Source organism: Microbacterium sp. NPDC089698 (assembly GCF_044749045.1).
Classification (GTDB): Bacteria; Actinomycetota; Actinomycetes; order Actinomycetales; family Microbacteriaceae; genus Microbacterium.
Window position 1 is genome coordinate 232,495 of sequence record NZ_JBIVHE010000003.1, and the last position, 23,400, is coordinate 255,894.

At 70.7% G+C, this 23,400-nt stretch carries 25 protein-coding genes and 2 tRNA genes; 9 read left to right on the forward strand and 18 right to left on the reverse strand.

The window, feature by feature from the left end:
- Nucleotides 1–8 precede the first annotated feature (8 nt).
- The 7 genes from ACIPY5_RS10960 (at nucleotide 9) to ACIPY5_RS10990 (ending at nucleotide 6,489) form a co-directional block, all read left to right on the forward strand.
- The gene (locus ACIPY5_RS10960) at nucleotides 9–1,286 is read left to right on the forward strand and encodes an ABC transporter substrate-binding protein (protein WP_400970433.1); all 1,278 of its coding nucleotides are present in this window, start codon (nucleotides 9–11) and stop codon (nucleotides 1,284–1,286) included.
- Nucleotides 1,287–1,432: 146 nt separating this feature from the next.
- Nucleotides 1,433–2,359 carry a carbohydrate ABC transporter permease gene (locus ACIPY5_RS10965; RefSeq protein ID WP_400970436.1) on the forward strand — a complete coding sequence of 309 codons (927 nt, stop codon included), beginning with the start codon at nucleotides 1,433–1,435 and terminating at the stop codon, nucleotides 2,357–2,359.
- Nucleotides 2,359–3,267, forward strand: a complete 909-nt coding sequence (locus ACIPY5_RS10970) for a carbohydrate ABC transporter permease (RefSeq protein WP_396652850.1) — start codon at nucleotides 2,359–2,361, stop codon at nucleotides 3,265–3,267. Before ACIPY5_RS10965 ends, ACIPY5_RS10970 begins: the two co-directional genes overlap by 1 nt.
- Nucleotides 3,264–3,980 carry a YesL family protein gene (locus ACIPY5_RS10975; RefSeq protein ID WP_400970439.1) on the forward strand — a complete coding sequence of 239 codons (717 nt, stop codon included), beginning with the start codon at nucleotides 3,264–3,266 and terminating at the stop codon, nucleotides 3,978–3,980. Before ACIPY5_RS10970 ends, ACIPY5_RS10975 begins: the two co-directional genes overlap by 4 nt.
- Nucleotides 3,981–4,025: 45 nt before the next feature.
- On the forward strand, nucleotides 4,026–5,069 hold the full coding sequence (locus ACIPY5_RS10980) for a Gfo/Idh/MocA family protein (RefSeq protein ID WP_400970442.1): 1,044 nt from the start codon (nucleotides 4,026–4,028) through the stop codon (nucleotides 5,067–5,069).
- A 47-nt stretch (nucleotides 5,070–5,116) separates the two neighbouring features.
- Nucleotides 5,117–5,509 carry a VOC family protein gene (locus ACIPY5_RS10985; RefSeq protein ID WP_309337129.1) on the forward strand — a complete coding sequence of 131 codons (393 nt, stop codon included), beginning with the start codon at nucleotides 5,117–5,119 and terminating at the stop codon, nucleotides 5,507–5,509.
- A gap of 11 nt (nucleotides 5,510–5,520) precedes the next feature.
- Nucleotides 5,521–6,489, forward strand: a complete 969-nt coding sequence (locus ACIPY5_RS10990) for an aldo/keto reductase (protein ID WP_400970446.1) — start codon at nucleotides 5,521–5,523, stop codon at nucleotides 6,487–6,489.
- Nucleotides 6,490–6,558: 69 nt separating this feature from the next.
- On the opposite strand, the gene ACIPY5_RS10995 is transcribed toward ACIPY5_RS10990, so the two are convergent.
- The 8 genes from ACIPY5_RS10995 to serS all read right to left on the reverse strand — a co-directional run bounded on the left by ACIPY5_RS10995 (nucleotide 6,559) and on the right by serS (nucleotide 12,157).
- Nucleotides 6,559–7,365 (reverse strand): isocitrate lyase/phosphoenolpyruvate mutase family protein, encoded by an 807-nt coding sequence (locus ACIPY5_RS10995; protein WP_400970448.1) that lies wholly within the window; start codon nucleotides 7,363–7,365, stop codon nucleotides 6,559–6,561.
- Between the two features lie 6 nt (nucleotides 7,366–7,371).
- Nucleotides 7,372–7,785, reverse strand: coding sequence for a DUF1801 domain-containing protein (locus tag ACIPY5_RS11000; protein ID WP_400970450.1), 414 nt, complete (start codon nucleotides 7,783–7,785; stop codon nucleotides 7,372–7,374).
- Nucleotides 7,786–7,867: 82 nt separating this feature from the next.
- Complete coding sequence (locus ACIPY5_RS11005) at nucleotides 7,868–8,077, reverse strand: DUF1653 domain-containing protein (protein ID WP_400970452.1); 210 nt, start codon at nucleotides 8,075–8,077, stop codon at nucleotides 7,868–7,870.
- A 73-nt stretch (nucleotides 8,078–8,150) separates the two neighbouring features.
- Nucleotides 8,151–8,242: transfer RNA gene (locus tag ACIPY5_RS11010), tRNA-Ser, on the reverse strand.
- 195 nt (nucleotides 8,243–8,437) lie between these two features.
- Complete coding sequence (locus tag ACIPY5_RS11015; protein WP_400970454.1) at nucleotides 8,438–9,703, reverse strand: LCP family protein; 1,266 nt, start codon at nucleotides 9,701–9,703, stop codon at nucleotides 8,438–8,440.
- 62 nt (nucleotides 9,704–9,765) lie between these two features.
- Nucleotides 9,766–9,850 (reverse strand) — tRNA-Ser (locus ACIPY5_RS11020).
- Between the two features lie 136 nt (nucleotides 9,851–9,986).
- Nucleotides 9,987–10,838, reverse strand: coding sequence for an HAD family hydrolase (locus ACIPY5_RS11025; RefSeq protein WP_400970457.1), 852 nt, complete (start codon nucleotides 10,836–10,838; stop codon nucleotides 9,987–9,989).
- A complete protein-coding gene (gene serS, locus ACIPY5_RS11030; RefSeq protein WP_400970460.1) occupies nucleotides 10,835–12,157 on the reverse strand; it encodes a serine--tRNA ligase in 1,323 nt (440 codons plus the stop codon). The genes ACIPY5_RS11025 and serS overlap by 4 nt, the downstream gene beginning before the upstream one ends.
- 147 nt (nucleotides 12,158–12,304) lie before the next feature.
- On the opposite strand from serS, the gene ACIPY5_RS11035 reads away from it, so the two are divergent.
- Nucleotides 12,305–13,300: a diacylglycerol kinase family protein gene (locus ACIPY5_RS11035; protein ID WP_309336978.1), complete on the forward strand. Its 996-nt coding sequence runs from the start codon at nucleotides 12,305–12,307 to the stop codon at nucleotides 13,298–13,300.
- Nucleotides 13,301–13,307: 7 nt separating this feature from the next.
- Here ACIPY5_RS11035 and ACIPY5_RS11040 read toward each other — a convergent pair whose 3' ends face one another.
- The 3 genes from ACIPY5_RS11040 to ACIPY5_RS11050 all read right to left on the reverse strand — a co-directional run bounded on the left by ACIPY5_RS11040 (nucleotide 13,308) and on the right by ACIPY5_RS11050 (nucleotide 15,868).
- A complete protein-coding gene (locus ACIPY5_RS11040; protein ID WP_400970465.1) occupies nucleotides 13,308–14,027 on the reverse strand; it encodes a hypothetical protein in 720 nt (239 codons plus the stop codon).
- Nucleotides 14,028–14,104: 77 nt separating this feature from the next.
- Nucleotides 14,105–15,565 carry a cardiolipin synthase gene (gene cls, locus ACIPY5_RS11045; RefSeq protein WP_309336984.1) on the reverse strand — a complete coding sequence of 487 codons (1,461 nt, stop codon included), beginning with the start codon at nucleotides 15,563–15,565 and terminating at the stop codon, nucleotides 14,105–14,107.
- Between the two features lie 126 nt (nucleotides 15,566–15,691).
- Nucleotides 15,692–15,868, reverse strand: a complete 177-nt coding sequence (locus tag ACIPY5_RS11050) for a hypothetical protein (protein ID WP_309336988.1) — start codon at nucleotides 15,866–15,868, stop codon at nucleotides 15,692–15,694.
- Between the two features lie 152 nt (nucleotides 15,869–16,020).
- Here ACIPY5_RS11050 and ACIPY5_RS11055 point away from each other — a divergent pair, with 152 nt between their 5' ends.
- A complete protein-coding gene (locus ACIPY5_RS11055) occupies nucleotides 16,021–17,139 on the forward strand; it encodes a DUF4192 family protein (protein WP_400970469.1) in 1,119 nt (372 codons plus the stop codon).
- Between the two features lie 16 nt (nucleotides 17,140–17,155).
- Here ACIPY5_RS11055 and lysS read toward each other — a convergent pair whose 3' ends face one another.
- The 7 genes from lysS to folB form a co-directional block, all read right to left on the reverse strand.
- On the reverse strand, nucleotides 17,156–18,691 hold the full coding sequence (lysS, locus tag ACIPY5_RS11060) for a lysine--tRNA ligase (RefSeq protein WP_400970472.1): 1,536 nt from the start codon (nucleotides 18,689–18,691) through the stop codon (nucleotides 17,156–17,158).
- A 103-nt stretch (nucleotides 18,692–18,794) separates the two neighbouring features.
- A complete protein-coding gene (locus ACIPY5_RS11065; protein ID WP_400970475.1) occupies nucleotides 18,795–19,484 on the reverse strand; it encodes a DUF2520 domain-containing protein in 690 nt (229 codons plus the stop codon).
- A complete protein-coding gene (locus ACIPY5_RS11070; RefSeq protein ID WP_400970477.1) occupies nucleotides 19,481–21,313 on the reverse strand; it encodes a PH domain-containing protein in 1,833 nt (610 codons plus the stop codon). The genes ACIPY5_RS11065 and ACIPY5_RS11070 overlap by 4 nt, the downstream gene beginning before the upstream one ends.
- A complete protein-coding gene (locus tag ACIPY5_RS11075) occupies nucleotides 21,310–21,840 on the reverse strand; it encodes a PH domain-containing protein (RefSeq protein ID WP_400970853.1) in 531 nt (176 codons plus the stop codon). The genes ACIPY5_RS11070 and ACIPY5_RS11075 overlap by 4 nt, the downstream gene beginning before the upstream one ends.
- 88 nt (nucleotides 21,841–21,928) lie before the next feature.
- Nucleotides 21,929–22,444, reverse strand: a complete 516-nt coding sequence (locus tag ACIPY5_RS11080; RefSeq protein WP_309337005.1) for a DUF3180 domain-containing protein — start codon at nucleotides 22,442–22,444, stop codon at nucleotides 21,929–21,931.
- The gene (folK, locus tag ACIPY5_RS11085; protein ID WP_400970481.1) at nucleotides 22,441–22,995 is read right to left on the reverse strand and encodes a 2-amino-4-hydroxy-6-hydroxymethyldihydropteridine diphosphokinase; all 555 of its coding nucleotides are present in this window, start codon (nucleotides 22,993–22,995) and stop codon (nucleotides 22,441–22,443) included. The genes ACIPY5_RS11080 and folK overlap by 4 nt, the downstream gene beginning before the upstream one ends.
- Entirely contained in the window at nucleotides 22,992–23,384 is a 393-nt protein-coding gene (gene folB, locus ACIPY5_RS11090; RefSeq protein WP_400970484.1) for a dihydroneopterin aldolase, read from the reverse strand. The genes folK and folB overlap by 4 nt, the downstream gene beginning before the upstream one ends.
- Between the last annotated feature and the right edge of the window lie 16 nt (nucleotides 23,385–23,400).

The window sequence follows — 23,400 nt, forward strand, 5'->3', positions numbered from 1 at the left end:
AACCTCGCATGAAGCGATCCCTCATCGCCGTCGGCACCGTCGCCGCGGCGGCGCTCGCCCTCGCCGGCTGCGCCGGCACGTCAGCCCCGGCCTCGTCCGCTTCGGGCGGCGGCAGCACGACGCTGCGCATCTCGGTGTGGAACTACGCGCAGACGCCCGAGTTCAAGGCCCTCTTCGATGCGTTCCACAAGGCCAACCCCGACATCACGATCGAACCGGTCGACATCCTCGCCGCGAACTACGAGGACAAGGTCACGACGATGCTCGCCGGCGGCGACACGACCGACATCATCACCGTCAAGAACCTCACCGACTTCGGCGGCTACGCGCAGAAGAAGCAGCTCGTCGGCGTGAACGACCTCGTCAAGGCGCTGCCCTCCGACAAGATCCCCGCGCTCGGCGAGTACAAGGCCGACGGCACCTACTACGCGGTCCCCTACCGCCAGGACTTCAGCGTGCTGTTCTACAACAAGCAGCTGCTCAAGGACGCCGGCATCGCCGAGCCTTCGGCGCTCACCTGGGACGAGTTCGCCGCGGACGCCAAGAAGCTCACGAAGGGCGACGGTGCGGACAAGGTCTACGGCGCGTACATCCACACCTGGAACTCGCTCGTGCAGGGCTACGCCTCCGCACAGCAGGACAAGGCCTTCGACAAGCCCGACTACTCCTGGATGAAGGACCAGTACGAGCTCACGGTCGGCATGCAGAAGGACGGGACGATCCTCGACTACGGCACCGCCAAGAGCCAGCAGGCCCAGTACAAGACGATCTTCGAGACCGGCAAGGCCGCGATGGTCCCGATGGGCACCTGGCTCATCTCGCCGCTGCTGGCCGACACGGCTGCGGGCACCACATCCGTGGACTGGGGCATCGCGCCGATCCCGCAGATCAAGAGCGGATCCAAGGTCACCACGATGGGCGGCCCGACGGGCTTCGGGATCAACAAGAACTCGAAGAACCAGGATGCGGCGAAGAAGTTCCTGTCCTTCGCCGCGGGCCCCGACGGCGCCAAGGCCGTCGCATCGATCGGCATCGTGCCGGCGTATCACAGCGACGAGATCACCACGCAGTACTTCGGCCTGAAGGGCATGCCGCAGGACGCGACCTCGAAGAAGGCGTTCACGCCCGACACGATCCGTCCCGACGGCGCGACCGGTCCTCTCGCCGCTCAGCTGCAGGGCGTCCTCGACCAGGAGCACCAGTTGATCATGACCGGCAGCAAGTCGGTCGACGACGGCATCTCCGAGATGGAGAGCCGCGTGACCTCCGAGGTCCTGAACCAGTAGCGCGACGGGGTCGTTGCGCGCCCTTCGTCTCGTCGCTGCGCTCCTCGCTCAGGGACCGCTGACCCACCGGTCCCTGAGCGAGCGCAGCGAGACGAAGGGCGCTCGACGCCACTGACCCCCCTCCCGGAATCGGAGCAGAGAGACACATGACCACCACCACGGACCGCCCGCCCGCAACGGTGCCGCGCACGGTCGCGAGCCGGCGGATGCGCCGGCGCAGCATCCTCGTCGGCTGGAGCTTCATCCTGCCGAACTTCCTCGGCTTCGCGCTGTTCACCCTCGTGCCGGTGCTCGCCGCATTCGTGCTGGCGTTCATGAACTGGGACGCCTACAACCCGCCCACGTTCGCCGGGATCAAGAACTTCGCCCGCCTGTTCGGGGACCAGAACTTCCACGTCGCGCTGGGCAACACGCTGCTCTACGCGATCGGTCACGTGCCGCTGACCCTCGTCTGCGCGCTGGGACTCGCGATCCTGCTCAACCAGAAGCTGCGCGGCATCGCGTTCTTCCGCGTCGCCATCTTCTTCCCCTACATCACCTCGCTCGTCGCGATCGCGATCGTGTGGAACATGCTCTTCGATCCGGTGAACGGGCCGATCAACCAGTTCCTGCACCTGCTGGGGATCGCGAACCCGCCGGGGTGGACCTCGAGCACCGGCTGGGCGCTGCCCGCGGTCATCATCACGAGCGTGTGGCGCGACATGGGCTACTACATGGTGCTGTTCCTCGCGGGCCTGCAGGCCATCCCGCAGGAGTACTACGAGGCCGCCGCGATGGACGGCGCCGGCCGGTGGCGCACGTTCTGGAACATCACCCTGCCGTCGCTGCGGCCCACCACGTTCCTCGTGCTCGTGCTGCTGAGCGTGTCGAGCTTCAAGGTGTTCGACCTCATCTTCGTGATGACCGGCGGCGGACCGGGACGCGCGACGCTCGTGCTCTCCCAGCTCATCTACCAGAACGGCATCCTGAACGGCCAGTTCGGCTATTCCTCGGCGATCTCGCTCGTGCTGTTCCTGATCGTCCTGCTCGTGACCGTCTTCCAGTTCCGGATCCAGCAGAGGAGGGAGCGCTGATGTCCGCTCTCGTATCCGACCTCGCCGAGGAGCTCGACGGCGGGCGCATGCCTCCCGCGCCTGTCCCTCGGCGCCGCACGAGGAGGAACCGCGCGCTGATCGGCCGCATCGGGATGTACGCGCTGCTCGTGGTCCTGCTGACCGTCGTGCTGCTGCCTTTCCTGTGGATGCTGTCCTCCTCGTTCAAGCACGACGACCAGGTGCTCACGGTGCCCGTGCAGTGGCTGCCGACCACCTTCGTGTGGAGCAACTACGCGCAGATCTGGACTCAGATCCCGATGGCCGGCTACCTCGCGAACTCCGCGTTCCTCGCGATCGTCATCACGATCCTGCAGGTGCTCACGGGCAGCTTCGCCGCCTACGGCTTCTCCAAGGTGCGCTTCCCCGGCCGTGACGCGCTGTTCCTCGCCTACATCGCGACGATCGCGGTGCCCTGGCAGGCCTACATGATCCCGCAGTACGTGATGATGCAGAAGGCGGGCCTGACGAACACGTTCACCGCGCTCATCCTGCTGCAGGCGTTCGGCGCGTTCGGGGTGTTCCTGATGCGGCAGTACTACCTGACCATCCCGGACGAGCTCAACGAGGCCGCCCGGATCGACGGCCTCAGCGACTACGGCATCTGGGCGCGGATCATCCTGCCGCTGTCGAAGCCCGCGCTCGCCTCGCTCGCCCTCCTCACGTTCGTGAACACCTGGAACGACTACATGGGACCGTTCATCTACCTCTCCAGCAACGAGCTGTGGACGGTGCAGATCGGGCTCAAGTCGTTCATCGGCCAGTACTCCGCGCAGTACGCGCTGATCATGACCGGATCCGTGATCTCGATCATCCCGATCCTCGTCATCTTCCTCGCGGGGCAGCGCTACTTCATCAGCGGCATCGCGACGAGCGGGATGAAGGGATGAGCGCCGTGTCCGACGAACGCGCCGCGGCGCCGCGGCGCGGCATCCTCCGCCTCCGCCAGGAGACCATGGAGTCGATGTTCGGGTACGCGTACGCGATCCTGATGACGGATCTGCTGCTCGTGCTCGCGAACCTGCCGCTCGCCGTGCTGCTTCTCGTCTCGCGCGACGCCCTGCAGGCGTGGCCGACCGTGCTGCTGTTCTCCCTCACGCTCGCGCCCTCGCTGGCGGGGGCCTTCGAGGTCTTCCGCCGCATGCGCGGCGAGGAGCCCCCGCGCCCGTTCGCCGCGTTCTGGCACGGGTATCGCAGCCGCGGCGCGACGGCCGCTCTGCTCGGCCTCGTCACGGCGCTCGTGATCGGCTTCGTCCTCTACGACGGCGCGATCCTGACCGGAACGGTCTGGGCGTCCCTGCTCGCGCCGACGTTCGCCGTGGTCGCCGCCTGGGCTCTGGTCGCGTGCACGTCCTCGCTCGCCGGCCTCGTGCTGTATCCGCAGGCGTCGGCGCGCGCGATCGTGAAGGCCGCGGTCTACCTGTCCGTCCGGCGCTGGTACTTCAGCGCGTTCGCGCTCGTACTGCTCGGGATCTCGGCGGCCGCGGTCATCGTGCAGCCCGTGCTCGGCGCGCTCGTGCCGGGACTCCTGCTGTACGTCGTGTTCGCGAACGCGGAGTTCTCGTTCCGCCGGGCGGTGGAGACAGAGGTCGCAGAGCGCTGATGTGCCAGTCTGGTGCGTGGATCCCGCATCGTCTCTGGAGAGTTCATGGCCCTTCCCGCCCCGCGTCCGATCGACCCCCACGCCGTTCCCGCACTGCGCTGGGGTGTGATCGGCACCGGCTGGATCGCGGGACGATTCACCGACGCCTTACACCGGCATACCGCGCAGCGCGTGACCGTCGTGGCCGCCCGCGATGCGGAGCGGACCGCGGCCTTCGCCGCCGCGCACGGCATCGAGACGGCGGTGACGGATCGCCGCGCCCTGCTCGACGCCGTCGATGCGGCCTACATCGCGGTGCCCCACAGCGCCCACGCCGCCCTCGCGCGGGAGGCGATCGCCGCCCGTCGGCACGTGCTGGTGGAGAAGCCGTTCGCGACCGGCGCCGCAGAGGCGCGCGAGGTGATCGACGCGGCACGTGCGGCGGGCGTGCTCGCGATGGAGGCGATGTGGACCCGCTACCTGCCGCAGAGCGAGGTGCTGCGCCGGCTCATCTCCGACGGCGATCTCGGCGAGATCCACCACGTCGCGGCCGACTTCGGATCGGTGGCGCCGTACGATCCGGCCGGCCGGATGTGGAATCCCTCGCTCGGGGGCGGCGCGCTGCTCGATCTCGGCGTGTATCCGATCTCCTTCGCCTCCTCGATCCTGGGAGCACCGGACCGGATCCAGGCTTCGGGGTCGATCACGCCGGACGGCATCGACCTGCGCGCCACCGCGCTGCTCGGCTACGCGCACGGAGCGGACGCCGTCGCATCGACATCGATGGTGTCCCGCACGGCCGAGCGCGCCGAGGTGATCGGCTCCGCGGCGCGCGTCGATGTGCTGCCGTCGTTCTTCGCTCCGACGGGACTGCGGGTGACGCGCCGGGTCGGCCGGCGCAACGAGGTGGAGGAGTGGATCGACGACACCTTCACCGAGCGCTACGACGGACTCGGCTATCAGGCGACGGCTCTCGCGCAGTACGTCGGCGACGGACGCACGGAGTCCCCGCTGCACCCGCTCGACGAGGTCGCCTCCGTGCTGGACGTGATCGACCGGATCCGCGCGCAGCTGACCGTCGTCGATCCGGCACGGTTCCGCGAGGTCTGACGCGAACCCGGCCTGGACGCGCGCGGCGAGGAGCGCATGCTGGGAGCATGACCGGATTCCAGACCACGCACGCGTTCAGCGGGTTCAGCGTCGACGACATCGACGCGGCCCGGACCTTCTACGAGACGCTCGGGTTGGAGGTCTCGACCAACCCGATGGGCTTCCTCGACATCCGCCTGCCGCAGGGCGGATCCATCCTCGTCTACGCGAAGCCGGATCACACGCCGGCGAGCTTCACGATCCTGAACTTCCCCGTCGACGACGTCGAGGCGGCGGTCGACGACCTCAACGCCCGCGGCGTCGTGACCAAGATCTACACGGATCCCGACTTCGGCACCGACGAGAAGGGCATCGCGCATGGCGCCCCCGGCCGTGGGCCCGACATCGCCTGGTTCACCGACCCGGCGGGCAACGTGTTGTCCGTGCTGGCCGCGGGCTGAGGAGGAGCGCGATGAAGCAGGCGACGCTCGGCGCGCTCTCCGTCGGCCGGATCGGCCTCGGCTGCATGGGGATGAGCGCGTTCTACTCCGGTGCGAACACCGATGACGCGGAGTCGATCCGCACGATCCATCGCGCGCTGGACCTCGGCGTCACGATGCTCGACACCGCCGAGATGTACGGCCCGCACACGAACGAGGTGCTCGTCGGGCGCGCGCTCGCGGGGCGGCGCGACGGCGTCGTGATCGCCACGAAGTTCGGCGTGCACGCCCGCGGCGAGGGCGGCCGGGTGCTCGACGGCACGGCCGAGAACGTGCGCCGGTCGGTCGAGGGCTCGCTGCAGCGGCTGGGCACCGACCGCATCGACCTCTACTACCAGCACCGGATGGATCCGGGAACGCCGATCGAGGAGACCGTCGGCGCCCTCGCGGAGCTCATCGACGAGGGGAAGATCCTGCACTACGGCCTGTCGGAGGCCGGGGAGGCCACGATCCGCCGCGCGCATGCGGTGCATCCGGTGACGGCGCTGGAGACCGAGTACTCGCTGTGGACCAGGGAGCCCGCGGAGCAGCTGCTGCCCGTGCTGCGCGAGCTCGGGATCGGTCTCGTGCCGTACTCGCCGCTCGGCCGCGGCTTCCTCACGGGCGCGATCCGGAAGGCCGAGGATCTGGACGCCGGCGACTTCCGGCTCAGCAACCCGCGCTTCGCCGGTGAGAACCTCGATGCGAACCTGCGGATCGTCGAGGCCGTGGAGAGGATCGCCGCCGATCTCGGGGCGACGCCGGCGCAGGTCGCGCTGGCCTGGGTGCTCGCGCAGGGCGAGGACATCGCGCCGATCCCCGGAACGAAGCGGGTGTCCCGCCTGGAGGAGAACGTCGGCGCGGATGCGCTCGCGCTCACCGCGGAGCAGCTCGAGGTCCTCGCGGCGCTCCCGCCGGCGGCGGGCGAGCGCTACGCGGACATGTCGAGCATCGGGCGCTGAGCCGTCGTCGGGCGGGCCGGCCTCCTGAGGGGGCCGGCCTGCGTCGCGACCGCGTGGCGCCGCGGCGGCTCAGCCGGCGAACCGGCGCTGCACCTCCGCGTACGGGAGGGCGCCGTCGAGGAAGCCGAGCGTGCCGGTGTCGAGCAGTTCGCGCCCTGCACGTTCGAGCGCGGTGAGCGCGGCGCGGGCGAGGCTGCCGCCGAGGCTCACCCGCTTCACGCCGAGGGCGAAGAGCTCGGGAGCCGGGATCACGTGCGAGGCGAGACCGGCGACGATGTTGAGCGGCGCCGGGATCTCCGCGGCCAGCCGCCGGATCGTGTCCTCGTCGTTCACGCCCGGCACGAAGACGCAATCCGCACCGGCCTCGACGAAGCGCTGCGCTCTGGCGACCGTCTCCGCGAAGGGATCCGCCACGCCGCCGAAGAAGTAGGCGTCCGTGCGGGCGTTCAGCACGAAGGTCCCGCGCGGCGCCGCGTCGCGTGCGGCGGCGATCCGCTCGGTCGCCTCGTCGATCCCGAAGAGGGCGCCCCCGTCCGTGTCCTCGAGGTTGCCGCCGACGGCGCCGATCCCGATCGCGCGCAGCACCGCGCGGGCGACGTCCTGCGGGTCGTCCCCGTACCCGGACTCGAGGTCGGCCGTGACCGGGACATCGACCGCCGCCACGATCGCCGCGACCTTCTCGAGCATCGTGTCGAGATCCAGCGCACCGCCGTCGGGCACGCCCAGCGACCAGGCGATCCCGGCGCTCGTCGTCGCGATCGCCGGGAAGCCGAGCTGCGCGAGTATTCGCGCGGATCCCGGATCCCACGCATTGGGGAGCACGAAGCCTGGGCCTTGGTGCAGGGCGAGGAAAGCGGATGCGCGGTCGTTCGACATGGGAGTTCAGCCCTCCGGATCCTCGCCGCGGTTCCATGCGATCTCGACGAGGCGGCGGAGCACGCCGAGGTCGATGTCGTCGAGTTTGCGCACATACACGCAGCCGCGTCCCTCGGTGTACTTCCCGAGGCTCGGCAGGAGAGCCCCGCCCTCGGGCAGATCCTTCAGGCCGTAGAGCGACAGCTGCGCCTTGCGGGGCGAGAACGCGACCCGGGGCCAGTCGCCCTCGCTGCTCGCACCGCGGTAGCGGTAGGTGCCGTAGCCGACCATCGTCGGCCCCCAGAGCACGGGCTCGGCGCCGGTCACCTCGCCGAAGAGCTCGGCGAGCGCGAGGCCGTCGAGCCGGCGGCGCTCGGGCGTCGCCGCGTCGAGGAAGGCGGGGACGTCCGCCGTCGTGGGCTGGGTCTTGATCTCGGCCATGCTGCCATCATCGCGCACAGCGCCGACACCGGACAGGGCCGGCGCCACGCGGGCAGTCGGGGAGGGTCAGGCGATCCAGGCCTCAGGCGATGCGGGCGAAGCGCGGGCCGCTGTACCCGTCGCGCTCGACGTGCTCCTCGAACATCGCGAGCGGCCGCGCCCAGTAGCTGTAGTCGTCGTAGAGCTTGCGGTAGAAGACCAGCTGCTCCTCGGTCTCGCTGTGGCGGCCCACGGCGCTGACCTCGTAGCGCGCGCCCTTGAAGTGCTGGTAGATACCAGGCTCGACTGCCATGACAGGGATGTCCTTCCCCCGAGGAGGCGCGGATCCGACAGCCTCAGAAAAGGCGTGTGGATCAGGGATTTCGTGGCGGAGACGGAGGGATTTGAACCCTCGGTCCCCTTGCGAGGACTCCACCTTAGCAGGGTGGTGCACTAGGCCTGACTATGCGACGTCTCCAGATGTCCGGCTCGCCGAACACCAGGGTCCATCCTAACGGGTCCGCAGGCACCGCGCGAACCAGGCGGATCCGCAGCCCGGAACGCGTGCCGGATCCATCGACGCCCCCTCGGAGCGCCGACGCCCCCTCGCAGGAGCGTCGCCACGAGGGGGCGTCGATACTGCGAGGGGGCGTCGAGACAGATGCGGGTTGCGTCAGCCGTTGTAGCCGTTGCCGTTGGAGCAGGTCTGCTGCGCCGCGGACTGGCCGGACACGTTCTTCGGCAGCTGGACCGGGCCCGAGGTCGCGCCGGGCGTCGGCGCCGCGGACGGATCCGTCGTCGCGGGGTCGGTCGTCGCGGGATCGGTCGGCGTCGGCGTCGCGGAGACGACGGCGTCGTCGCGCTGGCCGGCGACCTGGATCGCCTGGTTCGCGGCGAGCGCCGCCCAGAGCTGGTCCGCGCTGTCGGTGTCGGGGACGACCTTGTTCGGGTTGTCCGGATCCGTGAGCACCGGATAGTTCACGAAGTTGATCTGGTCCAGCGGCACGTCCTTCATCGCCAGGGCGATCTGCACGAGCAGGCTCGGACTGGTCAGGGTCGTACTGGGCGTGACGTTCGACATCACGGTGTTCGCGAGCTTGAGCAGCACTGCCGGGTTGCCGAGCACCTGACCCGAGACCATCTTGCGCGCGAGCGAGGACATGTACACCTGCTGGTTGCTGCCGCGGCCGAGGTCGCTGCCGTCGCCGACGCCGTGCCGGGTGCGCAGGAACTGGAGCGCCCAGTAGCCCTGCAGGGTGTGCGTGCCCGCAGGCAGCTCGAGGCCGGTGTCGGGGTCGCTCATGCCGTTCGCGATGCAGACGTCGACGCCGCCGATCGCGTCTGTGATCTTCATCACGCCGCCCCAGGTCACCTTGGCGGCGAACTGGATGTCGAGACCGGAGACCTTGCTGATCGTGCGGGCGACGCAGGCCAGACCGTTCTTCGGGCCGCCCGTCTCGAGCGTGACGTTGATCGGCTGCTTGGACATCTCACTGGTCGCGTTCCCGTCGGAGTCCGTGCAGGACGGGATCGGGACCATGAGGTCGCGCGGGAAGGTGATGACCGTCACGCGCCGGGGTGTGTCGGAGATGTGCAGCAGGAGGTTCGTGTCGTTGCGCTCGCCCGCGTTCTCGGGGTCGGAGCAGCGGTCGCCGAATTCGGCCGAGAACTCCGGCTCGCAGGCATCGCTGCCGACGAGCAGCATGTTCACGCCGCCCTTGATCGCACCGATGTCCGGCGGCACCGACTTCTCGCCGTCCAGGGCGACGGCGTTCGCGCTGAAGGTCGTGCCGAGGTCGTACGCGACATACGACGCCACGGCGACGCCGGAGACGAGCACCACGATCGCCGTGATGCCGAGCATCTTCATCAGCTGGCTCCAGGCGGTCGGCCTGCGCAGCTGGCCGTGCCCGGCGACGGGGCGTCGGGATCGGGTCATCGCGCTCACACGGTGCCTTTCAGGATTCAGCGGGTGAACCGCGCCACCCTGCGCTCACTCAGCGGAGAGTGTGGGATTCGAACCCACGGGACATTGCTGCCCACTGGTTTTCAAGACCAGGTCCTTCGGCCGCTCGGACAACTCTCCTCGGCGTGCATGCACACACCGAACAGGCGTCGAGTCTAACGGAGAACCGGGTAGCGCCCTGTGAGCGCTTCTCCATTGTGCCGCGGGCCCCCTGGACGGGCGCTGAGTGAAGGCCTGATGACGAGGCAGAAGGGGATCAGGGCACCACGGGAACGCTCAGCACGATCCGCTCGATCGCAGTGGCGAGCCCGCCGTCCTCGACGTCATCGGTGACCTCGCCGGCCGCTGCCCTGACCTCGTCCGGGGCCTGGCCCATCGCCACGGCGCGCCCGCCGAGCGCGCGCGCCCAGGCGAACATGCCGAGGTCGTTGCGGCCGTCGCCGGCGACCAGCACGCGGTCGTCGACCTGCCCCCGCGACTCCCGCACGCGCGCGAGCGCCGTGCCCTTGTCGACGCCGCGCGGCGCGATGTCCAGCCACGCGGTCCAGCCGATCGCGTAGGAGACCTCGTTGAGCCCGGCGTCCTGCACGAGACGGTGGAAGTCGTCCTCATCGTGCCCCGGCGACACCACGACGACGCGCGAGACCTCCTGGGCGCTCAGCTCGGCGAAGCCGACCTGGCGTCCGCCGTCGAGCGTCCAGTCGTCGAGCTCCGCGGTGTACAGGCGCTGGCCGGATCCGAGCTCCACCATGTACCGCGCGTCGGGCAGGCGGTCGTGCAGCAGCGAGAGCACGGCGGCGGGATCGAACGTCTCCACGTTCCAGCGCTCGTATGCGTCCACCGCGGGACCGTCGGCGGCGTGCTCCGCGGCGGATCCGCTCCGGCGCATCGTGACCGCGCCGTTCGAGCACACCACGAACTCGGGGCGGATCTCGAGCTGGTCGAGGAAGCGGTGCGTGCCCATCCAGCTGCGCCCGGTCGCGAGCATGACCTCGTGCCCGGCGTCGCGGGCACGGCCCACGGCGTCCACCACGCCAGGGCTCATCGTCTCGTCCTGCAGCAGGATGGTGCCGTCGATGTCGAGGGCGACGAGCCAGGCGTTCGTCATGCGCCCTCGGCCCCCGCCGCGTCCTCCGCGTTCAGTGGCCGGAGCACCTCGAGTCCGCCGAGATAGGGCCGCAGGACCTCCGGCACCCGCACGGATCCGTCCTCCTGCTGATGCGTCTCCAGGATCGCGACGATCCACCGCGTGGTGGCGAGCGTGCCGTTCAGCGTGGCGACGTGCTGCGTCTTCGTCCCGCCCTCGGCCGCGCCCGCCGCCGCTCCCGGACGGTGCCGGATGTCGAGGCGGCGCGCCTGGAACGTGGTGCAGTTCGAGGTGGAGGTGAGTTCGCGGAACGCGCCCTGCGTGGGCACCCAGGCCTCGATGTCGTACTTGCGCGCGGCGCTGGATCCGAGATCCCCGGCGGCCACGTCGATCACCCGGTAGGACAGGCCGAGTGCGGTGAGCATCTCCTCCTGCAGCGCGACAAGGCGCAGGTGCTCGGCCTCGGCGTCCTCGGGCGTCGTGTAGACGAACATCTCCAGCTTGTTGAACTGGTGCACGCGGATGATCCCGCGGGTGTCCTTGCCGTAGGAGCCGGCTTCGCGGCGGTAGCAGGTGGACCAGCCCGCGTAACGCAGAGCGCCGCGGGTCAGATCCACGATCTCGCCGGAGTGATAGCCCGCCAGCGCGACCTCGCTCGTGCCGACGAGGTACAGGTCGTCGTCCTTGTCGAGGTGGTAGACCTCGTCGGCGTGCTTGCCGAGGAAACCGGTGCCCTGCATGATCTCGGGCCGCACGAGGGTGGGCACGATCATCGGCGTGAAGCCGGCGCCGAGCGCCTTGTCCAGCGCGAGATTCATGAGCGCGATCTCGAGACGAGCACCGATCCCGGTCAGGAAGTAGAACCGGGCGCCGGAGACCTTCGCGCCGCGCTCCATGTCGATCGCGCCGAGCAGCTCGCCGATCGCGAGGTGATCGCGAGGCTCGAAGTCGAAGGTCGGGGTCTCCCCCACGCGACGCAGCTCGACGAAGTCGTCCTCGCCGCCCGCGGGCACGCCGTCGACGATCACGTTCTCGATCGCGGAGAGCGCGTCGGCGGCGGCCTCCGCGGCCTCGTTCGACGCGGCCTGCGCCTGCTTCACGCGCTCGGCGAGATCCTTCGCCTGCGCGACGAGAGCGGCCTTCTCGTCCTTCGGCGCCTTCGCGACCTGCTTGCCGAACGCGTTTTGCTCGGCGCGCAGCTCTTCGAACGCCGCGAGCGCGGCACGGCGCGATCGGTCGGCCTCGATCGCCGCATCGACGGTCTCCGGCGCGTTGCCGCGCGCGGCCTGGGACTGACGGACGAGCTCGGGCTCGTCGCGGAGAAGGGCGAGGTCGATCACCCGTCAAGTCTAGCCAGGCGACGCGCCGGGGTTCTCCGCCCCCGGACCGCCCGATCCACGGCGCGCCCCGTGCCGGCTCCTCGGCCCGATGCGGTCATTCACGCGCTTCGAAACCGGGGATGCGGTCCTCCGGAATAGGCTGTGCGCATGACTGACGCTGCCGGACGCCCCCGCGCCGCACTCGTCGTCAACCCGGTCAAGGCCGACGCCCCCAAGCTCGTCGAGCTGCTGCGCACGCTTTCGGCGCAGGCGGGCTGGGACACTCCGCTCATCATCGAGACCTCGGTCGAGGATCCGGGCCAGGAGGCCACCCGCATCGCGCTGGCCGACGACGCCGCGGCGGTGCTGGTCGCCGGCGGCGACGGCACGGTCCGCGCGGTGTCAGAGACGATGGCGGGCACCGGCGTCCCGCTCGCGATCGTGCCGAGCGGCACGGGCAACCTGCTCGCGCGCAACCTCGGCCTCGCCCTGGCCGCGCCCTCCGCCGCGATCGACGCGGTCTTCCACGGGGATCGGCACCCGGTCGACATCGGCTGGGCCGAGCTGACCCGCGCCGACGGGGAGGTGCAGAAGCACGGCTTCGTGGTGCTCGCGGGCATCGGACTGGACGCACACATGATCGCGAACACCCGTCCCGGCCTGAAGAAGTCGGTGGGCTGGGTCGCCTACGTCGACGGCGCGGCACGCTCGCTGCCCGGTGCGAAGCCGTTCCGCATCATGTACGCGGTCGACGACCTCAAGCTGCACTCGGTCAAGGTGCACAGCATGCTGTTCGCGAACTGCGGCGCGCTGCCCGCCGGCATCGCGCTGATCCCCGACGCCTCGATCACGGACGGTAACCTCGACGTCGCCGTGATCCAGGCCCGCGGCCCGTTCGGCTGGCTCGCCGTCTGGCGCACCGTCTGGTGGCAGAACTCGGTGCTGCGGCGCAGCAAGGCCGGACGGCGGATGATCGAGCTCACCGGATCCGGCGGCTCGATCCGCTACCTCCAGGGGGTCGACGCCGACGCCGCGACCACCGAGCCCGCCCCCGTCGAACTCGACGGCGACGAGTTCGGCGAGGCCGTGCGGATCCGGTGCCGCATCGATCCGGGTGCGCTTCTGGTGGCCGTGCCGGCCGGGCACGTGATCAGCCCGACCTGATCCGGCGTCAGCCGATGACCGTGACCTTCCCGTCCAGGTGGTCGCCCTTGAGCGTGAGGGCGTAGCCGGCCGGGTCGGCGGGCGCATTGACCCCGAGCACGGTGATCCGGGGCACGAAGTCCATCGTGCAGACCTGGGTGGCGTCGGTCTGGAACGTGACCGTCGCGCCCTTCCCGTCCTGGTCCTCGACGAGATCGCTCACGACGGGACGGCAGGTCGAGGAGCCCCAGGTGAGCAGCAGGATGCCGTTGTCGGAGAACCAGCCGGCACTGGGCTTGCCGTCGCTGCTGCCACCGGTGCGGAGTCCGCTGCCGCCCGCGAGCGGCAGCCGCCCCTGGAAGCCGCCGCCGTCGAAGAGCACCGTCACGTCCTTGGTGGGGTCCACGCTCTCCGGCACCGCGACGAACGTCGCGCGCGGCGCGAAGTCCATGGTGCACGCGGCATTCGGATCCGGATCGGCGAGCGTCACCGTGATCGTCTGCCCGTCGGCGGTCACGTCCTGTGCGGCCGGAGTGCAGGCGAGCGACGAGGAGCCGAAGGTGACGAGACCGATCCCGCGCCCGCCGTCGAGCCAGGCCGCCGACGGGTCGGTGGACGGCGCAGGAGACGAGGTCGCATCGGCCGTGGGGAGGGGAGGGCTGACCGGCTCGAGCGCGGCACAACCCGCCAGAGCGAACGTCGCGGAGGCGGCGAGCGCCGCGATGGCCAGAGCGGTGCGGATCCTCATGCGCTCATGCTATCCAGCACCGCTGCCCCTCACCATGCCCCGTCGGCCATGTTCCGGCGAAGCTCCGGCCATACCCGCTACTGCAGCGAGGAGGTGAGCCGGGCCAGGTTGTCGAGCACGGTCGAGCGCAGCGGCTGCTGCATCCACTCCTCGAGAGTGAGCTCGCGGCTGAGCGAGCGATACCGGTCCTCGACCTCGCGCAGCTCCCGCACGAACTCCTCGCCGCGCACAAGCATCGAGATCTCGAGGTTCAGACCGAAGGAGCGCATGTCCATGTTGCTGGATCCGATGACCGCGACGTCGTCGTCGATCGTCAGGCTCTTGGTGTGCAGGATGTACGGCTTGCGGTACATCCAGATCCGCACGCCGGCCCGCAGCAGCGCCTCGTAGTAGCTGCGCTGCGCGTGGTAGACGATCGCCTGGTCGCCCTCCTCGGACACGAACAGCTCGACCTGGAGTCCCCGGTCGCACGCCGTGGAGACGGCGAGCAGCAGCGCCTCGTCGGGCACGAAATAGGGGCTCACGATCATGATCTTGCGCTTGGCGGCGTAGAGCAGGCCGAGGAAGAGCCGGAGGTTGTTCTCGGCCTCGAAGCCGGGGCCCGATGGGACGATCTGGCAGTCCAGGTCGCCGCTGCCGCTCTCGGTCGGCGCGAACGCGACCGACTCCGGCACATCATCGGTCTCGCTGTACCAGTCGGAAAGGAACACCGCATTGACGCTCCCGACGACCGGTCCGTCGACGCGCACCATGAGGTCGACCCAGTGCAGGCCGCGCTTGATGTTCTTCGGCAGGTTGTAGGTCGAATCGGTGACGTTCTGGGAACCCAGGAAGGCCACCTCGTTGTCGATCACGAGCAGCTTGCGGTGGTTGCGGAGGTCAGGACGCTGCGTGCGCCCCTTGAGCGGCTGCACGGGCAGCATCAGATGCCAGTCGGCGCCCATCGCATCCAGCCGCGCGATCGTCTGCTTGTAACGCGGCTTCCAGCGATTCGCCCAGTGATCCAGCAGCACGCGCACCGGCACGCCGCGGGCGGCCACCTCCTCGAGCGCGCGGAAGAAGTTGTCCGTCGAGGCGTCCGACTGCAGGATGTAGAACTCCACGTGCACGAACTCGGTGGCCTCGCGGATCGCGTCGGCCATCGCGTCGAGGGACTCCTGGTACTCGGAGATCAGGTGCGCACCGTTATCGCCGAACAGGGGCAGGGCCCCGAGGCGCTGGTTCATGCGCACCAGGGACGCGAGGCTCTCCGGCATCTGCACGTCGGAGACGCCGAGGTGCAGGTCCTTCGTGACCTCGGCGATGGTCTCGTTGATGAGGTCCTGCTTCTTCCGCCGCGCCCTGGGCAGCCGCGGATTCCCGATGAGCAGGAACAGCAGCACCCCGATGTACGGGATGAAGTAGATCGCGAGGAGCCAGGCCGTGGCGGCCGTGGGACGGCGATTGCGCGGGACGACGATGATGGCGATCACGCGGATCGTGAGGTCGACGGCGACGGCGAAGGCGCCGACCCACCAGGGCCACGACTGAGACCACATGCCGCCTCTTCCGCACGGAATCCGCCGCCGGACGGCGACTTCGTCCACAGTAGCGGCTGATCAGGACATCGCCGGGTGCGGCTCGAAGCCGCGCGGAACCGGGCGACCGGGCGGCGCGCGCCCAGGTCAGGAGGAGCGGGGAGGCAGGCCGCGCGCGGCGCGCTCCTCGGCCTCGATGCGCGCGTGCGTCTGCCGCTCGGTGCGATCGAAGCGCAGGATCCCGCGCAGCACGAACCAGAAGACGACGCAGACGACGATCGTGGGGATCACCGACCACGCGGCGGCCACCCAGAATTCGTCCATGCTCCGATCCTACCCGTGGGTCCGGTGCGCCGGCTGAGAGGGACGACTCGCCCCCGCGCGACCGGTCCGCACATCCGGGATCCGCAGCGACCTTTCGCACCGTTCCGTTCCTGACGCGGAGCGCGTTCCGCCGCAGTCCGCAGGGTGGATCCATGACGACCATCGTTCACGCCGCGGGCGCTGCAGAGCTGCTCGCCGCCATCCCCGTGCTCACCGGATTCACCCCGCGCGACTCCGTGGTGCTGCTGCCGTTCCGCGGTGCGCGGACCGCCGGCGCGCTCCGCTTCGACCTGCCTTCGGGCGCGATCCCCGCGGCCGCGGAGTTCGCCGCGACCGCGATCGGGCTGACCTGTCGCGTGCCGGAGACCGACGCGCTCGCGATCGCGGTGTACGCGGACGCCGCCCCGTGCCAGGGCGGTGCGCTCCCCGCTGTCGCCCTCGTCGAGGAGCTGATCGGGCGCGCCGAGGCGTGCGGACTGCACGTGGTCGAGGCGCTGTTCGTCGGCGGCGACTCCTGGGCCGACTACCGGGATCAGGAGTCCGCGCCGCACCCGCTGAAGGACGTGCCTCCCCCTCCCCCGGTGCCCGGATTCGCAGGACCCGCTCCGGATCAGTTCAGCGGCACCGAGCTGCCCGCACCCGGACTGTTCGCGGCGGAATCGGTCGGCCGCGCCCTGCTCGCCGTCGAACGCGTGCTCGGTCCCGCCGCGCAGGGGCGCACGCGGCCTCCGACCCCGGCACGTGCGGATCCGAGAGCGCAGGAGACCGCGCTGCTGCTGGACGATCTGCCGTCGTTCCTGGAGGAGGTGCTCGACTCGCCCGAGGCGCTCTCCCCGTTCGCCACGGCCGCGCTGGTGTGGGTCCTGAACCGCCCGGCCCTGCGCGACGTCGCCCTCGTGCAGTGGGCGAGCGGCATCGACTGCGGTGATCGGGCGCTCGCTGCGCAACTGTGCCATCGCAGACGGGGCGCAGCCGTGCCGGCGGACATCGGCGGCATCCTGATCGGGGACGGACCGCGGCCGGACGGCGACCGCTTGGGTGTCGCACTGGCACTCGTGCGCCACACGATCCCGCTCGCGCCCCGAGACGCCCGCGGAGGACCGCTCGCTGCCGCCGCCTGGCTGTCCTGGGCCCGCGGACGGTCGACGCACGCCGCCCGCTATCTGGATCAGGCCCAGTCGGTCGACCCGGAGCTCACGTTCGCGCAGCTGCTGCGCACGGTCGTCGACGCCGGCATCCTGCCGCGCTGGTCCTTCCGCGCGGCAGCATGAGGGGTCGCCGGATGCGTCACTTCACGAGCGGGAACAGGATCGTCTCGCGGATCCCGAGACCGGTGACGGCCATGAGCAGGCGGTCAATGCCCATGCCCATTCCGCCGGTCGGCGGCATGCCGTGCTCGAGCGCCCGCAGGAACTCCTCGTCGAGGCGCATGGCCTCGAGGTCGCCGCCCGCGGCGAGCTTCGCCTGCTCGACGAAGCGCTCGCGCTGGATCACGGGATCGATGAGCTCGGAGTAGCCCGTCGCGAGTTCGAAGCCGCGCACGTAGAGGTCCCACTTCTCCACGACGCCCGGGATCGAGCGGTGCTCGCGCACGAGCGGGGAGGTGTCGACGGGGAAGTCCATCACGAAGGTCGGCCGCTCCAGACCGCCCTTCACGAAGTGCTCCCACAGCTCCTCGATGAGCTTGCCGTGCGTGGCGTGCGGCGGGACGTCGACGTCGTTCGCCTCGGCGAAGGCGATGAGGTCCGCGACCGGGTCCGACGGGGTGAAGGTGCGCCCGGCCGCCTCGGACAGCGAGTCGTACATCGAGATGCGCGCCCAGTCCCCGCCGAGGTCGTACTCGGTGCCGTCCGCCCAGGTGACCAGGGTGGATCCGGCGACCGCGATCGCGGCGTTCTGGATCAGTTCCTGGGTGAGGTCGGCGATGCCGTTGTAGTCGGAGTAGGCCTGATACGCCTCGAGCATCGCGAACTCGGGGCTGTGCGTGGAGTCGGCGCCCTCGTTGCGGAAGTTGCGGTTGATCTCGTACACCCGCTCGATGCCGCCGACCACGGCGCGCTTCAGGTACAGCTCGGGCGCGATGCGCAGGTAGAGCTCGGTGTCGAACGCGTTCGAGTGCGTGATGAACGGTCGGGCGGAGGCGCCGCCGTGCTGCACCTGCAGCATCGGGGTCTCCACCTCGAGGAAGTCATGGCTCGTGAAGGTCTGGCGCAGGCTCGCGTTGACCGCGGCGCGGGCGCGCACGGTGCTGCGGGCCTGGTCGCGCAGGATCAGGTCGAGGAAGCGGCTGCGCACGCGCCCCTCCTCGCTGAGCTCGCCATAGGCGTTGGGGAGAGGCAGGATCGCCTTGGACGCGATCGTCCAGGAGTCGGCCATGATCGACAGCTCGCCGCGACGGCTGGAGATCACCTCGCCGTGCACGAACACGTGATCGCCGAGGTCGACCAGCTCCTTCCACTGCGCAAGGGACTCCTCCCCCACGTTGGCGAGCGAGATCATGGCCTGGATCCGGGATCCGTCACCGGCCTGCAGCGAGGCGAAGCAGAGCTTGCCGGTGTTGCGGCTGAACACCACGCGGCCCGCCACGCCGACGAGCACCCCGGTCTCGGCGCCGGGCTGGAGCTCGCCGTACTCGGCGCGCAGCTGCGGGATGGTGTGCGTGACCGGGACGGCGACGGGGAAGGCGCCGCCGGCCGCGTCCGCGCGCTCGGCGATCAGCCGCTCGCGCTTGGCCATGCGCACCGCCCGCTGCTCGAAGGTGTCCTCGGCCGCGTCCGCCGAAGGGTCGATGCTGTCGGTGGTCGGCGCGGGCGCGTCAGTCATGGGTGGGGCTCCTCGGAAGTCGCCGACAAGTCTACCGGCGCGCGCCTTCGCGCCCGCTCGGTGCCTCACCCGGGTGCGCGCGAACGCGCATCGGGGGTCGCGCTCAGAGCCGCTCGTCCGACGACGCCTCGCGCAGGGCCCGGTCGAAGGTCGATGAGACGAGCGCCGAGAGGAACCCGCCGGGGTTCTCGACGCCGATCCCCCGCAGGATCCCGGTCGCCTGGCCGACGATCGAGCGCGCGAACTCCGACGCGGTCGAGATCGCCTCGGCATAGGCGGGCCGGTCCTCCTCCTCGATCACCACCGGCTCGCACCCGAGCTCCACGGCGAGGGCCTGCGCGATCGGCAGCACCATGGCCGGCGCCGTCACGGCCGCATACGAGGCCTGCAGCTGGCGCAGGTCGAGCGTGGTCCCGGTGAACGAGATCGCGGGGTGCACCGCGAGCGGGATCGCGCCGCTGCGCACGGCCGGCTCCAAGACGTCGGTGCCGTAGGCCGGATCCGTGTGCAGCACGAGCTGACCCGGCTGCCACGCCCCGACCTCCGCGAGGCCGGACACGAGCCCCGGCAGCTGATCATGCGGCACGGCGATCACGACGAGCTGCGCGGCGCGGACGAGGTCGGGGGCCTCCTTCACAGCGACGCCGGGCAGCACCGCCGCCGCGCGCTCCGGGTCGGATCCGGCGGTGATGCCGACGAGGGCGTGTCCGGCGCCGCCGAGCGCCGCGCCGATCACGGGACCGACGTGCCCGGCACCGATGATGCCGACGTCGAGACGTCCCGCGCGGGTCACGAGGTGCGCTCCGCGGATCCGCCGAGCCCCGAAGGCAGACCGTGCCCCGCGGGCAGGCTCGGTCCGGTGGGCAGGCTCGGTCCGGCCTGCAGGCTGGGTCCGGCCGGAAGGCTCGGCCCCGCAGGTGCAGTCTGCGCCGGGGCCGGCTCGTGCTCCTCGGCCCAGCGATGCGCGCGGTCCGCGGCGGCCGCACGGGCGGCGGAGACCGAGAGCGTGTTCAGCATGCCGAGCAGCACCTGGCTGTCCAGCCCAGAGACCTCGCCGCGCACGGGGCCGACGGCGGAGTGCGCCTGCGCCTTGGCCACGCCCTGCACCCGATCGATCGGGCCCTGGTGCAGCGAGAAGCCCTGGAGCCGGGCGAGCGGGAAGACGGCCAGCTGCCGCCAGATGCGGCCTCGGCGCAGCAGGAGCGCGAAGTCGGTGAGCGCGGCGCCGTGCCGGCGCCAGGACAGCGGGCGCCGCCACCAGGCGCGGGGCGGGATCGTCGTGTACGGATCGCCGGCGACCGGGCCGAGCACGCCCTGCTCCCAGATCAGGGGCAGCACCTCTGCCGGCACGTCCGGCAGGATCAGCCCCAGCACCCGCTCGACGTCCGCACGTGCGCCCACCGGCAGCACGATGTTGAACTGCTGCGCCTGACTGGACTGCTGCTGGGAGGCGGCCTTGCCGCTCATCCGGTTGATCCGCACCGACCACCAGCCGAACGGCCGCCACAGCAGCGGCTGCATGACCTCGACCGCGAAGATGCGCCCGGGCGGGATGGTCTCCGTCACGGTCGTGAAGAGACCGAAGGTGATGCGCACCCCGTCGGGGGTGGGCGCGATCGAGTAGCGCAGCGCCCGCGCGATCCGGCTCCAGGTCACCGCGATCGACGCGAGCAGCAGCGGGATGCCCATCGCGAGGGCGATGCCGATCGCGATCGCGCCTCCGGCGGGTCCCGCGTCGGCCAGCACCGCCGGGAGCGTGCCGATCATGCCGCCCACGAAGATCACCGCGAACAGTGCGAGCCAGGTGAGCCCGGACAGCACATGCGAGCCGACGAGCCGGCCGGTGGGGATCCGCAGCACGTGCTCCGGCGCGATGTCGTCCAGATCCACCCCGGCGATCAGCCCGGTGACGCCGGCGTCCATCGAGGCCGCGAGCTGCGCCCGCATCGTGCGGGCGGCCGCCGCGTCTCCGCTTCCGCGCGTCGCCTCACGGGCGTGCCGCGCGCCCGAGGCGAGGCGCAGGATGTCCGCGCGCACGGATTCGGCCTTCGCGGTGGAGAGGTACTCGAGCGGCACGTTGGCGTCGTTGCCCGCCCCGTCGACCTCGAGCTTCGCGAGCCCGATGAGTCGCGCGGGGAACGGCCGGGTGAGGTTCACGCCCTGCACGCGGTCGAGCGGTGCGCGGCGGTGCGAGCGGAAGACGACGCCCTTGCGCACCTCGACGTGCGCATCCGTGATGCGGAAGTCGTGGAAGCGCCACATCAGCCAGAACATCCCCACGAGCAGCACCGCGAGGGCGAGCACGCCCAGCAGCACCACGAGCACCAGGTTGTTGTTCACGACCCAGTCCACGGGGTCTCCGCCGAACTCCGGCACGCGCGTCGGGGTGAACAGCGAGATGAGCCAGTACACGATCTTCTCGCGCAGGTTCGCGATCAGGTAGCCGATCACGATCACCAGCACCAGTCCGCCCTTCATGAGCGGCGTGAGCGGGTGCATCCGGTGCCATTCGCCGTCGGCGAGCGAGGGCGCGCCCGGCGCCCGTCCCGGAACGGCCGTCGGGAACGGCGCGGCCCCCGGCGAAGGGGGCGAGCCGTAGGGCTGCTGCTCCGGCGTGCTCACAGGCCGGTCCGGCGCATCTCGGCGACGTCGATGAGGGTGTCCCGCAGCGATTCCGCGGCGTCCTCGGTCATGCCGGGGATCTCGACGCCGGTGGTCGCGGCGGCGGTCACGAGCTTGAGCTTCGCGATCCCGAAGGCCCGGTCGACCGGGCCGCGCGTGATGTCGACCAGCTGCATGCGCCCGTAGGGCACCGCGATCATGCGCTGCCACAGGATCCCGCGGCGGAAGACGATGTCGTCGGCGCGCAGCATGTAGCCGATCGCCCTGGCCTGACGCGGCAGGATCACGAGTTCGAACAGGATCACGACGGCGGTCACGCCCGCCACCGTCCAGGCCCACGGCCAGGGCTGTGCGAGCAGGGTCGTCGCGGCGTACGCGCCGACGCCGATCACCGCGAGCAGGAGGATGCGGAGCAGCACCTCCGCGATCACGTACTTGGGCGAGATCTGGTGCCACGTGCCGTCGAGGGCGAGCGCTCCCCGGGCCGTGGGCGTGCGGAGCACCGGATAGGTGCCCTCATCGAGCACCGGCGCGGCCGCAGGGGCCGTGTGCGCGGGCGGGGTCGCGGCCGCGGACTGCGCGCGCGCCTGGGCGCGGGTCGGCGGTGCGACGGGGTCAGTGCCCGGGATCTGCGGCGGTTCGGGGATGGTCGTCATCGTCGTCCTCCAGGCGCGGCCCATTCTGGCCGTCGGGGTCGTGGGGCCCGTTTCCGGGCAGCAGGCAGAAGCTCTCTGCGATCACCGCCGCGATCGTGAGCACGAGTGCGGCGACGGCGGTCGCGATGATCGAGCCTAGCGGCGGCGTGATCGGCCGGGAGAGCAGATAGGCGAGGAGCCCGATCCCGAAGCCGGTGATCACGGCGCCGACCAGGCTCGATGCCCTGGCGAGCATGGCGATCCGAAGGGCGCGGAACGGATTGACCGGCGGCCGCTCGGCCGACCGCGTGCTGCGCCGGATCGGCCAGGCGAGGGCCAGCACCGCGAGCGCCAGCAGCACGAGGAAGATCGGCAGCAGGATCGACGGCGCGAACGTGGCCCTGCCCGCGGTGGTCATCGCATGGTCGAGCAGGAAGCCCGCCGCCGCTCCGGCGAGGGCCAGCACGGACAGCAGAACGGGCGAGATCCGCTTCATGAGCCGCCCTCGAGTGCGGCCAGCAGGTCGGCGACCCTGCCGCGTCCCGGCAGCACGGCGTCGGGATCGACGTCGAGCCACGGCGCGAGCACGAAGGTGCGCTCGGCCGCGCGGGGATGCGGCAGCAGCAGGTGCTCGTCGTCGCTGCGCAGGTCGTCGTAGGCGATCAGGTCGAGGTCGAGGGTGCGGTCTCCCCAGCGCTCGGCACGGATGCGTCCGTGCTCCTCCTCGATCGCGTGCAGCATGCCGAGCAGGACCTGCGGGGCGAGGCGGGTGGTGACGATCGCGACCGCGTTCGCGAACTCCGGGGCGTCCGGATCCGGCCCGTCCAGCCGCACCGCGACCGTGCGGAAGATCGTCGAGACGCGCACCTCGTCGACGAGGGGCAGGCGGCGGATCGCCCGCACGGCGTCCTCGATCGTGGCAGAGGTGTCGCCGAGGTTGGATCCGAGCGCGACGACCGCCTCGACCGGCTCCTCCTCGGGACGCGGGTCGATCGCGGGCAGGCGCCGTCCGCGCGGGACGGGCGGGATCGGGTGCGTCGGCGTCATCCCTCGCTCCATTCGCGCTGCACGGGGCTCACGCGCTGCACGGTGACCGACACATCGGCGAACGTCAGCGGGATGGGCGCATGCGGCTTGTGCACCGTGACGTCGACGCCGTGGATCCGCTCGTCCTCGAGCACCAGGTCCGCGATGCGGGTGGCGAGCGTCTCGAGCAGGTTCACGGGCTCACCCGCGACGACGGCCGCGACCCTCTCGGCGAGCTCGCCGTAGTGCACGGTGTCGGCGACGTCGTCGCTGGCCGCGGCCTGACGCACGGAGAGGTGCAGGCGCAGGTCGACGATGAAGTCCTGGCCGTTCTCCCGCTCATGCTCGAACACGCCATGCCGTCCGAACACCGTCAAGCCGGTCAGCGTGATCGCGTCGAGGAAGTCCATGCTCACAGCCTACGGT